The organism is Bradyrhizobium sp. Crot121 (genome assembly GCF_059512385.1).
The window spans coordinates 1-418 of sequence record NZ_JCAMOR010000411.1 but is presented as its reverse complement, the minus strand read 5'-3'; the positions used below and the strand labels follow the sequence as shown (position 1 = coordinate 418).

Here is a 418-nt window from a genome sequence, read left to right as displayed (position 1 = left end):
CCCCATGCCGGTGGCGATCATGGAGCATCGGGGCGACCCGGCGACGCTCGGCGCCACCATCCAGCGGTTCATCGCGTGGCGCAAGGCCGCTGGCCTGCACCCCAAGACAAGTGCGACCTTCAATGTCTGGCATTCCGAGCGGCGTCCTGCGTCGCCTGCCGATTATAGCGTGGACCTTTGTGTCGGGACCGACCAACCGATCGAGGCGAGCGGTGAGCAGATCAAAGCCGGCGAGATCCCTGGCGGACGCTGTGCGGTGCTGCGCGTCGTTGGCAACACCGACAATCTCGAGCCCGCCGCGCTCTACCTTTATCGCGACTGGCTTCCGGCCAGCGGCGAGGAAGCACGCGACTTCCCGATCTATTGCCAGCGGCTGAGCTTCTTCCCGGAGGTGCCGGAGCATGAGGCGGTCGCGGAA

1 protein-coding gene is annotated in these 418 nt (G+C 66.3%); it reads left to right on the top strand.

The annotated features are described in order from the left end of the window. On the top strand, positions 1-418 hold a 418-nt coding region (locus AC5ZGW_RS47230), incomplete at both ends, for an AraC family transcriptional regulator (protein WP_496114283.1).